Source organism: Vibrio sp. 811, assembly GCF_033339195.1.
Map to the genome: position 1 here is coordinate 83,649 of NZ_JAWOUB010000004.1, position 12,643 is coordinate 96,291.

Sequence of the window (12,643 nt, forward strand, 5' to 3'; positions counted from 1 at the left end):
TTATTACAAAGCACACTGCGGGATTTGTCGGTGTTATCCCACTCCTACCTATATAAATCACTAGATAGTGATAATAAATAAAGGGATACCACCAAGGATTGTTTTTCTCGCAAAACTTTTCCTGCGAGATACGGAAAGGAATCAAGACCGGTCAACCTAGATCGGTGGCGATAATAAATATAAAGGACAAGACGTAATCAATAGTCTAGGTAGTATTTGCTGCCTGGTACTTTTGCGTCGACATTGAACTGGAAGGATGTATCTATGGTAGATAGAGAGCAAAATCCACAGGGTCTGTACACTCCGGAACTGGAGCATGACGCTTGTGGTATCGGTTTTGTTGCTCACCTTAAAAACCGTAAATCTCATGAAGTAGTGACTCAAGCATTGGATATGCTGGCTCGCATGGAACACCGTGGTGGTCAAGGTTGTGACCCATGCAGCGGTGACGGTGCGGGTATCTTGCTACAAAAACCTCATGAATTCCTATTAGAAGAAGCCGTTAAGCTAGGCATTAAACTGCCTTCGTTTGAAAGGTATGGTGTTGGTGTCGTTCTTTTCCCGAAAGACGAATACAAACGCGAGCAATGCCGTGACATTCTAGAACGTAATGCACAGCGTCTAGATCTTGAAGTTATCGGCTACCGCGTTTTACCAACCGATAACTCAATGATCGGTGCAGACCCACTAAGCACAGAGCCTCAGTTTGAGCATGTGTTTATCTCTGGTGGCCCTGGCATCACACCTGAAGAACTAGAACGCAAACTGTACGTACTTCGTAACTATACTGTACGTGTTTGCCTAGAAAGCGTTTCGAACATTGGTGACGACTTCTACATTAACTCCATGTCTTACAAGACATTGGTGTACAAAGGTCAGTTAACGACCGAGCAAGTACCTCAGTACTTCCTTGATCTACAAAACCCGACCATGGTGACTGCACTGGCACTGGTACACTCTCGTTTCTCTACCAATACCTTCCCGAAATGGCGTCTTGCACAGCCTTTCCGTTACATTGCCCACAACGGTGAAATCAATACAGTTCGCGGTAACTTGAACTGGATGAAAGCCCGTGAAGCAATCCTAGAATCAGACCTGTTTACTCAGGCTGAAATCGACATGCTTCTTCCAATCTGTCAGGAAGGCAGCTCGGATTCATCTAACTTCGATATGGCGCTTGAGCTCCTAGTTCTGTCTGGTCGCAGCCTGCCACACGCATTGATGATGATGATTCCGGAAGCATGGCAAGAAAACAAAAACATGGATCCTAAGCGTCGCGCGTTCTATCAGTACCATGCGAACATCATGGAACCATGGGATGGCCCGGCTTCCGTATGTTTTACTGATGGTGTTCAAGTTGGTGCGACACTAGACCGTAACGGTTTGCGCCCTTCTCGCTACACAGTGACCAAAGATAACTTCCTAGTGATGGCATCTGAATCTGGTGTTGTGGATATAGAACCAGAAAACGTTGAGTTCCGTGGTCGCCTACAACCAGGTCGTATCTTCGTTGCAGACCTAGAGCAAGGTCGCATCATCTCCGATGAAGAAGTGAAAGACACCATTGCAACAGCGCAGCCTTACGAGAAGTGGGTAGAAGAAAACCTACTGAGCTTGAAGAAGCTGCCAGATGCGAGCAACCAGTTCAGCCAACCTAAGCCAGAACACCTTCTACACCGCCAACAAGCGTTTGGCGTAAGCACTGAAGAAGTGAACGAAATCATCGTTCCAATGGCGAATGACGCGAAAGAACCATTATCAGCAATGGGTGCCGACTGGCCTCTTGCGGTTCTATCTCATCAGTCTCAACATCTCTCTAACTACTTCAAGCAGCTGTTCGCACAGGTAACCAACCCACCGATCGACCCGATCCGTGAGCGCATGGTTATGTCGCTGAACACTTACTTGGGTAAAGACCAAAACCTTCTGACTGAAACACCACTTCACTGTCAGAAAGTAGAATTGGAATCGCCTGTTCTAGCCAACTCTGAGCTTGAAAAACTGCGTGCGATCGATAACGAGCACCTACAAGCGAAAACGTTGGATATCGTGTTCCAAGCCAATGAAGATCAAGGCAAGCTTGAGCGTGCACTAAAACGTATCTGCCAATACGCAGAAGACGCGGTTATCGATGGTTACTCAATCATCCTACTCACTGACCGTGCAGTGAATTCAAACCACGCGGCGATCCCAGCAATGCTGGCAGTTGGCGCAGTACACCACCACTTGATCCGTAAAGGTCTACGTGCGAAGTGTGACATCGTGGTTGAAACTGGTGACGCGCGTGAAACGCACCACTTTGCAACGCTACTTGGTTACGGTGCGAATGCGGTTAACCCTTACCTAGTGATTGAAACCATCATTGAACTTCAACGTACGAAGAAGTTGGATCCAGAAGCGAACCCTCGTGATCTGTTCAACAACTACCGTAAAGCGATCAATGGCGGTCTTCTGAAGATCTTCTCGAAGATGGGTATCTCAACGCTACAGTCGTACCATGGTGCGCAAATCTTCGAAGCCTTGGGCATCCACAAATCCGTGGTAGACAAATACTTCACAGGTACAGTTTCTCGTATCCAAGGTCTAACCCTTGATGATATCGCCAAAGAAGTGCTGATCCGTCACCGCATCGGTTACCCACAACGCGAAATCCCAATTCAAATGCTGGATGTTGGTGGTGTTTACCAATGGAAACAGCGTGGTGAGAAGCACCTATTCAACCCAGAAACCATTTCTCTACTGCAAGAGTCTACGCGCAACAAGAACTACGATCAGTTCAAGCAGTACGCGACAGCCGTAGATAAACAAGGTGACAACGCAGTAACTCTGCGTAGCCAGCTAGAATTCATTAAGAACCCAGCAGGTTCTATCTCTATCGACGAAGTCGAACCAATTGAAAGCATCGTGAAACGCTTCGCGACGGGCGCTATGTCATTCGGTTCTATTTCTTACGAAGCACACTCCACACTAGCTGTTGCGATGAACCGTCTTGGCGCGAAATCGAACTCCGGTGAAGGTGGTGAAGACCCAATGCGTTTCGAACGCAAAGAAAACGGCGACTGGGAACGCTCAGCAATCAAGCAGGTGGCTTCAGGTCGTTTCGGCGTAACCTCTTACTACCTAACTAACGCTGAAGAGCTGCAAATCAAAATGGCTCAAGGTGCGAAGCCAGGTGAAGGTGGTCAGCTACCAGGCGATAAAGTAGATGACTGGATCGGTGCAACGCGTCACTCGACTCCGGGCGTTGGCCTTATCTCTCCACCACCACACCACGATATCTACTCAATCGAAGATTTGGCTCAGCTTATCTACGACTTGAAGAACGCGAACCGCGCAGGCCGTGTAAACGTGAAGCTGGTATCAGAAGCAGGCGTAGGTACGATCGCTTCTGGTGTAGCGAAAGCGAAAGCGGACGTTGTACTAATCGCAGGTTTCGACGGCGGTACAGGTGCATCACCAATGTCTTCAATCCGCCATACCGGTCTTCCTTGGGAACTTGGCTTGGCAGAAACGCACCAAACGCTACTGAAGAACGGTCTACGTAACCGTATCGTGGTTCAAGCAGATGGTCAGATGAAGACACCTCGCGACCTTGCAGTGGCAACACTACTTGGTGCAGAAGAATGGGGCGTAGCAACCGCAGCATTAGTGGTTGAAGGTTGTATCATGATGCGTAAGTGTCATAAGAACACTTGTCCTGTTGGTATCGCGACTCAGAACAAGACGCTTCGCGAGCGCTTTGATGGCCGCGTAGAAGACGTCGTTACCTTCTTCCAATACATGGCACAAGGTCTACGTGAAATCATGGCTGAGCTTGGCTTCCGCACTATCGATGAAATGGTCGGTCAAGGTCAGAAACTGAAGATCCGCCAAGACATTTCTCACTGGAAATACAAGAACCTAGATCTGTCTCCTGTTCTCCACGTTGAGCAACCACGTGAAGCTGATGGTGTATTCAACCAAGCTCAACAGAACCACAACCTAGAAGAAGTGCTAGACCGTAAGCTGATTCAAGCAGCGATTCCTGCACTCGAGAAAGGCGAAGCGGTGAATGCCGAGTTCCCTATCGTCAACACGGACCGCTCTGCAGGTACCATGTTGTCGAACGAAATCTCGAAAGTGTACAAAGATGCAGGTCTACCTCAGCCAATGAACGTGAAGTTCAAAGGTTCTGCAGGTCAGTCATTCGGCGCATTCCTAGCTAAGGGCGTGAAGTTCGAAGTGGAAGGCGACGCGAACGACTACTGGGGTAAAGGCTTATCCGGCGGTACTTTAGTACTTTATCCAGATGCGAAATCAAGCATTGTCGCGGAAGACAACATCGTGGTTGGTAACGTGTGCTTCTACGGTGCAACTTCGGGTGAGTCTTTCATTCGTGGTATGGCTGGTGAACGTTTCTGTGTTCGTAACTCAGGCGCGAAAGTCGTAGTAGAAGGCGTCGGTGACCACGGTTGTGAATACATGACTGGCGGTGCAGCCATCATCCTTGGGTCAACAGGTCGTAACTTTGCCGCAGGTATGAGTGGTGGCGTGGCTTACATATGGGATAAATCAGGTGACTTTGAGTCAAAACTGAACCCAGAGTTAGTAGACCTAGATCCAATCGAGCAAGAAGACAGAGATCTATTACTCGACATGCTAACTAAGCATGTTCAATTCACAGGAAGTGAAGTCGCTCAGTCTTTCCTAGACAACTTTGAAGCAAGCCTAGCCTCTATGGTTAAGGTAATGCCGCGTGACTACAAAGCGGTTCTTCAAAAGCGTAAAGCTGAAGCACAGTCTCAAGGAAACGAAACTCAAGTGGAGGCCGTATAATGGGTAAGCCTACTGGATTTTTAGAGCATGGTCGTGAACTACCACAGAAGATCGACCCAGCTGAACGCATCAAGAACAACAAAGAGTTCGTCCTGAACGAGGAGTTTGGTGACAAAATCAATACTCAGGCTTCTCGTTGTATGGATTGTGGTGTGCCGTTTTGTCATAACGGCTGCCCTATCGGTAACATCATCCCAGAGTTTAACGATGCAGTTTATCGTGATAGCTGGGAAGAAGCATGGAACATTCTAAGCTCAACCAATAACTTCCCAGAGTTCACTGGTCGTGTTTGCCCTGCTCCATGTGAAAGTGCTTGTGTACTTGGTATCAACCAAGATCCAATCACTATCTGTAATATCGAGAAAACCATCGTGGAAACGGCGTATCGTGAAGGGTACGCCAAACCAAAAACACCACGCTCTCGAACTGGCAAAACCGTTGCGATCATCGGTTCGGGCCCTGCTGGCCTTGCGGCTGCTGAGCAGTTAAACAGCGCTGGTCATACTGTGACGGTATTCGAGCGAGACGAGAAAGTCGGCGGTCTGCTACGTTTTGGTATCCCAGACTTTAAACTGAGCATGGAAGTCATTGATCGCAAGATCAATCTAATGGCAGAAGCTGGCATTGAGTTTAAAGTAAACCAACACGTCGGTGTTGATGTAAATGCTCAACAATTGCGTCAAGAGTTCGATGTGGTTCTACTGACGGGAGGCTCAACAGTTCCACGTGATTTGCCAGTTCCGGGTCGTGAGCTCAAAGGCGTTCACTTCGCAATGGAATTCCTAGGTCAAAACAACCGCCGTGCAAATAACATGGACCTGAAAACGGAAGAGATTCACGCAAAAGGTAAACATGTGGTTGTCATTGGTGGTGGTGATACCGGTTCAGACTGTGTAGGTACGTCAAACCGTCACGGCGCAGCAAGTGTAACTCAAGTGGAAATCATGCCGATTCCACCAGAAAAGCGTCCTGCCAATATGCCTTGGCCACAGTACCCGATGATCCTACGTACTTCGACATCTCATGAAGAAGGCGTTGATCGTCACTGGAACATCCTAACTAAAGAGTTCATCGGTAACGACAAAGGTGAAGTTACTGGTCTTCGTTTGGCTGATATCGTTTGGGAAGAGGCGAAACCTGGCGAGCGTCCAGGCTTTAAAGAAGTTGAAGGCAGCGAGCGGGTGATTCCATGTGATATGGCATTCCTAGCGATGGGCTTCCTTCATCCTGAACCAACGGGCGTACTTGCTCAACTGGATATCGCGCTAGATGATCGTGGTAACGTAGCAACTCAAGGTTTTGCTACAAACCAAGAAGGTGTATTTGCTGCTGGTGATATGCGAACAGGCCAATCTTTGGTGGTTCGTTGTATCAATGAAGGCCGCGAATGTGCCCGTGCTATCGATGATTACCTAATGGGTGGCACAAACCTAGAAGCAAAAGCAGATTCACTGATGCTTTCTGCTTAACGAAGCAGTCATGCTTCGCTCTTTCAATTGCCTAATAGCCATCAGCAATATCGATGGCTATCGGTGAAGAAAGAAAACAATTCCTTCCAATCTTTCTATTTTGACCAGCATTTTATGCTGGTCTTTTTTATCTCTCACAGAATCAAATGTTACTTTTTTGTAACAATCAATTTTCTATCTATTTGAAATTATTAAACTATTTTAGCTTATTAAATGGTAAATCGTATATTCACGTGATGATCCACTAATAACTTGACCTTTTTTACAATAAGCTATAGCTTGTGAAGTTGATGAAAATAAAACACTCAAAAAATGTTAAATATTTCACAATTTTTACTGAATAATTATACATAAAGCTATAAAGATGACGCATAGTTAGTCATCGATATCAACGTAAGCAGTGTTGATATATCTGTCGGGATGACGGATAAGCAAAGGGAGAATTGCAATGGCTCTTTATGATCCAAGTCTTGAGAAAGACAACTGTGGATTTGGCTTGATCGCGCATATGGAAGGCGAACAAAGCCACAAGCTGGTACGTACAGCAATTTCTGCACTTGACCGCATGACTCACCGTGGTGGTATCGCCGCCGATGGTAAAACTGGTGATGGTTGTGGTCTTCTATTACAAAAGCCCGATTCCTATTTACGTCTTATTGCCGAAGAAAATGGTTTCAACCTTGGCAAGCAATACGCCGTAGGGATGATTTTCTTCAACCAAGATCCAGTCAAAGCTCAACTCGCTAAAGACATCGTCAACAAAGAACTGGCGCAAGAGACGCTAACTGTGGCTGGTTGGCGTGAAGTACCAACTAATTCAGAAGTACTCGGTCCAATTGCGGCCAACTCGCTTCCAAATATTCAGCAAGTCTTTATCTCTGCACCGGCAGGTTGGCGCGAACGCGACATTGAACGTCGTCTCTACATCGCACGCCGTCGCATCGAGAAACAAATCACCGAAGATCCGGATTTCTACATCTGTAGCTTATCGACTCAAGTTTTGGTGTACAAAGGCCTATGCATGCCTGCGGACTTACCGCGCTTTTATCTTGATCTTGCCGATCTACGTATGGAATCTGCTATCTGTCTGTTCCACCAGCGTTTTTCTACCAACACTCAACCGCGTTGGCCATTAGCTCAACCGTTCCGCTACCTTGCTCATAATGGTGAGATCAATACCATTGAAGGTAACCGACAATGGGCACGCGCTCGTGCTTACAAGTTCTCGTCACCACTGCTGCCTGACCTACAAACTGCAGCACCGTTTGTGAACGAGACAGGCTCAGACTCGTCTAGCCTAGATAATATGCTAGATCTCTTTTTAGCTGGCGGCATGGATATCTTCCGTGCCATGCGTATGCTTGTGCCGCCAGCATGGCAAAACCACCCTGACATGGATCCGGATTTGCGTGCGTTTTACGATTTCAACTCCAAACACATGGAACCATGGGATGGCCCAGCAGGTATCGTACTGTCCGATGGTCGTTATGCTGCTTGTAACCTAGACCGAAACGGTCTACGTCCTGCGCGTTATGTAATTACCAAAGACAAGTTGATCACTCTGGCGTCTGAGGTAGGGATTTGGAATTACGCCCCAGATGAAGTTGCCAAAAAAGGTCGTGTAGGTCCGGGGGAATTGCTCGTCATCGACACTCGTAAAGGTAAGCTTTGGCAATCTAGCGAGATCGATAATGACCTGAAATCTCGTCACCCTTATCGCGAATGGATGGAGAACAACGTTCGCAAACTAACACCGTTCTCTCAGCTGCCTGAAGATCAAGTAGGTGAGCGCAGCTTTGATGAAGACTTGCTTAAGACTTATCAAAAGCAGTTTGCTATGAGCAATGAAGAAGTCGATCAAGTATTGCGTGTCCTCGGTGATATGGGGCAAGAAGCCGTCGGTTCGATGGGTGATGACACCCCGATGGCGGTTCTTTCTTCGAAAGAGCGCTTGGTGACTGATTACTTCCGTCAGAAGTTCGCGCAGGTCACCAACCCACCAATCGATCCACTGCGTGAGAAACACGTCATGTCGCTGGCGACCAGCATCGGCCAGGAGATGAACGTCTTCTGTGAAACCGATGGCCACGCGCATCGTGTAACCTTTGATTCTCCAGTACTGCTCTATTCAGACATGCAGCAACTACTAGAGCTGAGTGACGATCATTACCGTAATACCATTCTCGATATCAACTACGATCCACAACAGAAAGATCTCAAACAAGCCATTGATGATCTGTGTGAGCAAGCAGAACAAGTGGTGCGTGAAGGCACGGTTCTAGTCATGCTTTCAGATCGCGCTTTAGTCAAAGGCAAGCTGCCAATTCCTGCAGCAATGGCGGTCGGTGCGGTTCAAACTCGCTTGATCGATGCCAACTTACGTTGTGATGCCAACATTGTTGTTGAGACCGCAACAGCTCGTGACCCACACCAATTTGCTGTCTTGCTTGGCTTTGGTGCTACTGCGGTTTACCCATACCTTGCTTATGAAGCGTTAGGTAAACTGATTGATGATAAAGCACTAGAGAAAGACTACCGCGATGTGATGCAAAACTACCAATACGGCATCAACAAAGGCCTGTACAAGATCATGTCGAAAATGGGGATCTCAACCATCGCCTCTTACCGCTGCTCACAACTATTTGAAGCAGTTGGCTTGAGCCAAAATGTGGTCGATCTGTGTTTTAAAGGCGTCACAACTCGAATTGAAGGCGCGAATTTTGAAGACTTCCAGCAAGATCTTACAAACTTATCTCGTAAAGCATGGGCGAAACGCAAATCGATTGATCATGGCGGCTTGTTAAAGTACGTCCATGGAGGTGAGTATCATGCTTACAACCCGGATGTTGTCGGCACGCTGCAACAGGCCGTTAAATCTGGCGAAAGTAACGACTATCAGAGCTTTGCTAAGCAGGTAAATCAACGCCCTGTAGCCATGCTGCGTGACTTAATGTCGCTGAGAAAATCAGACTCACCGCTGCCACTTGAGCAAATAGAACCACGCACTGAACTGTTCAAACGCTTTGACTCTGCGGCAATGTCCATTGGCGCACTTAGCCCAGAAGCGCATGAAGCACTTGCAACGGCGATGAACCGTCTTGGTGGTTACTCTAACTCGGGTGAAGGCGGTGAAGATCCTCGCCGCTTCGGTACTGAGCGTAACTCACGTATCAAACAGATTGCTTCTGGCCGATTTGGTGTAACGCCTCATTACCTGACTAATGCGGATGTACTGCAAATCAAGGTGGCACAAGGTGCGAAACCGGGTGAAGGTGGACAGCTACCAGGACACAAAGTCACCGCAGAAATCGCAAAACTGCGTTATTCGGTACAAGGCGTGACTCTGATCTCCCCTCCTCCGCACCACGATATCTATTCGATTGAAGATTTGGCCCAGCTGATCTTCGACCTAAAACAAGTCAACCCGAATGCGCTGGTTTCGGTAAAACTCGTCTCCGAGCCAGGTGTCGGCACCATCGCAACGGGTGTAGCCAAGGCTTACGCTGATCTTATTACCATTTCGGGTTACGACGGTGGTACTGCAGCAAGCCCATTAACTTCGGTAAAATACGCTGGTAGCCCTTGGGAGTTGGGGTTGGCAGAGACACAACAAGCTCTGGTTGCTAATGGTCTGCGTCATAAGATCCGCTTACAGGTAGACGGTGGTCTAAAGACTGGTTTAGACGTAGTTAAAGCCGCAATTTTAGGTGCAGAAAGCTTCGGTTTTGGTACTGCGCCAATGGTCGCTATGGGTTGTAAGTTCCTACGAATTTGTCACCTCAACAACTGTGCAACTGGGGTTGCGACTCAAGACGAGACACTGCGTAAAGAATACTTCAAAGGTCTACCAGAAATGGTGATGAATTACTTCATCGGCCTCGCAGACGAAGTGCGCGGATTACTCGCAGAACTTGGCGTTGAAAAGCTGACGGACTTGATTGGTCGTACCGATTTACTTGAGGCAGTAGAGGGATTTACAGCGAAACAGACCAAGCTGGATCTATCCAATATTCTAGAAGCTCCAGTATCACCTGAGGGTCATCCGCTATTTTGGACAGAGCCAAACAAACCGTTTGATAAAGCTGAACTCAACCAAAAGATTGTTGATGATGCCATGCATGCGGTCGAAAACAGTCAATCGGCAAGTTTCTTCTACAATGTCATCAACACTGATCGTTCTGTTGGTGCACGCTTATCTGGCGAAATAGCAAAACGCTATGGCAACCAAGGGTTGGCGGCTTCCCCTATCAAAATCTATCTTGACGGCACCGCAGGTCAGTCCTTTGGTGTTTGGAACGCAGGTGGTGTAGAGCTTTACCTCACGGGCGATGCGAACGACTACGTGGGCAAAGGCATGGCGGGTGGTAAAGTGGTTATCAAACCTCACCTTGGCACCGCATTTAAATGCAATGAAGCAACTATCATTGGTAACACCTGCCTGTACGGCGCGACCGGCGGTAAACTATTTGCAGCCGGTAAAGCAGGTGAGCGTTTCGGCGTACGAAACTCAGGTACGATAGCCGTCATTGAAGGTGCTGGCGATAACGCTTGTGAGTACATGACTGGCGGTATTGTTGCCATTCTTGGTGCGACAGGTGTGAACTTTGGCGCGGGTATGACTGGAGGCTTTGCCTATGTTCTGGATGAGAACCAAAGCTTTGAAGGTCGAGTTAATACTGAGTCTGTCGAAGCCATCTCATTGTCCGATCTTTACATCCACCAAGAACATTTGCGTGGCCTAATTGCGGAACACCTTGAAGAAACAGGGTCGAGTCATGCAGAAAATATTTTGGCGAACTTTGATGAATGGATTCCAAAGTTCTATTTGGTGAAACCACAAGCGGCAGATCTTCGCACGCTACTTGGTCACCAGAGCCGCAGTGTCGCAGAGCTGCGTGTTCAAGCACAGTAATCATGGAGGATGTTTGAATCATGAGCCAGAACGTTTATCAATTTATCGATGTGCAGCGTGTAGATCCTGCGAAAAAGCCTATAAAAGTTCGTAAGATCGAGTTCGTTGAAATCTATGAACCGTTCACTAAACAACAGGCGACTGCACAAGCGGATCGCTGCTTAGATTGTGGCAACCCATATTGTGAATGGAAATGCCCAGTCCACAACTACATCCCTCAATGGTTAAAACTTGCCAATGAAGGTCGTATTCTTGAAGCGGTTGAACTATCGCATCAAACCAATAGCCTACCGGAAGTATGTGGGCGCGTTTGCCCTCAAGACCGCCTATGTGAAGGTTCATGCACGCTTAATGATGACTTTGGTGCCGTCACCATCGGTAACATAGAAAAGTACATTACCGACAAAGCGTTTGAAATGGGCTGGAAGCCAGATATGTCCAAGGTGGAGTGGACCGATAAAAAGGTTGCAATCATTGGAGCTGGCCCAGCTGGCTTGGCTGCCGCGGATATCCTAGTGCGCAATGGCGTTAAGCCAGTCGTGTTTGACCGCTACCCTGAAATTGGAGGCCTTCTGACCTTCGGTATTCCTTCCTTCAAGCTTGAAAAAGGCGTGATGGAAAACCGCCGCCGTGTGTTCACTGAAATGGGCGTCGAGTTCCGCATGAACATGGAAGTAGGCAAAGATGTCCAAATGCAAGAGCTGCTTGATGAATACGATGCTGTTTTCTTGGGCGTTGGCACCTATAAATACATGCGTGCAGGTCTAGATAATGAAGATGCGCCGGGTGTGTATGACGCGCTGCCATTTTTAGTTTCGAACACCTACAAAGTCATGGATCTTGAGAGTAACCAACCCTTTATCGATATGGCAGGAAAGAAAGTCGTCGTACTGGGTGGTGGTGATACAGCAATGGACTGCGTTCGTACCTCAATTCGCCAAGGTGCCTCCAACGTAGTTTGTGCTTATCGTCGTGATGAGGCCAACATGCCAGGCTCTCGTCGCGAGGTAAAAAACGCAAAGGAAGAAGGCGTGAAGTTCATGTTCAACCTTCAGCCTTTGGGAGTGGAAGTGGATGCGTCAGGCAAAGTCTCGGGGGTCAAAGTGGTGAAAACCGCACTTGGTGAACCTGATGAAGCGGGTCGCCGACGTCCAGAGCCCGTTGAAGGCAGCGAGCACGTTCTACCAGCAGACGTTGTTATCATGGCGTTTGGTTTCCAGCCGCACAAAATGGACTGGTTAGCACCGTTTGATGTCGATTTGGATCAATGGGGTCGTATCAAAGCCCCAGCGAAGCAAGAGTTCCAGTTCCAGACCAGCAACGAAAAGATCTTCGCGGGTGGCGATGCGGTACGAGGTTCTGATCTTGTCGTAACCGCAATTGATGAAGGACGAAAAGCGGCAGAAGGCATTCTCGATTACCTCGAAGTTTAATCACTGTTAACGTC

General features: G+C 47.9%; 4 protein-coding genes. All 4 read left to right on the plus strand.

Annotation, left to right across the window (positions count from 1 at the left end; genetic code table 11):
* Positions 1–264 precede the first annotated feature (264 nt).
* The 4 genes from gltB (R7Q46_RS08915) to R7Q46_RS08930 all read left to right on the plus strand — a co-directional run bounded on the left by gltB (R7Q46_RS08915) (position 265) and on the right by R7Q46_RS08930 (position 12,629).
* Positions 265–4,815, plus strand: a complete 4,551-nt coding sequence (gltB, locus tag R7Q46_RS08915) for a glutamate synthase large subunit (RefSeq protein WP_318077447.1) — start codon at positions 265–267, stop codon at positions 4,813–4,815.
* A complete protein-coding gene (locus R7Q46_RS08920) occupies positions 4,815–6,284 on the plus strand; it encodes a glutamate synthase subunit beta (protein WP_237306508.1) in 1,470 nt (489 codons plus the stop codon). The genes gltB (R7Q46_RS08915) and R7Q46_RS08920 overlap by 1 nt, the downstream gene beginning before the upstream one ends.
* 448 nt (positions 6,285–6,732) lie before the next feature.
* Positions 6,733–11,196, plus strand: coding sequence for a glutamate synthase large subunit (gene gltB, locus R7Q46_RS08925; RefSeq protein WP_318077448.1), 4,464 nt, complete (start codon positions 6,733–6,735; stop codon positions 11,194–11,196).
* A gap of 20 nt (positions 11,197–11,216) precedes the next feature.
* Complete coding sequence (locus tag R7Q46_RS08930; RefSeq protein WP_005381833.1) at positions 11,217–12,629, plus strand: FAD-dependent oxidoreductase; 1,413 nt, start codon at positions 11,217–11,219, stop codon at positions 12,627–12,629.
* Positions 12,630–12,643 lie beyond the last annotated feature (14 nt).

What these genes read in the sequence shown, in the direction of transcription:
- gltB (WP_318077447.1), top strand. Translation starts at nt 265, where the DNA reads ATGGTAGATAGAGAGCAAAATCCACAGGGTCTGTACACTCCGGAACTG.
- R7Q46_RS08920 (WP_237306508.1), top strand. Translation starts at nt 4,815, where the DNA reads ATGGGTAAGCCTACTGGATTTTTAGAGCATGGTCGTGAACTACCACAG.
- gltB (WP_318077448.1), top strand. Translation starts at nt 6,733, where the DNA reads ATGGCTCTTTATGATCCAAGTCTTGAGAAAGACAACTGTGGATTTGGC.
- R7Q46_RS08930 (WP_005381833.1), top strand. Translation starts at nt 11,217, where the DNA reads ATGAGCCAGAACGTTTATCAATTTATCGATGTGCAGCGTGTAGATCCT.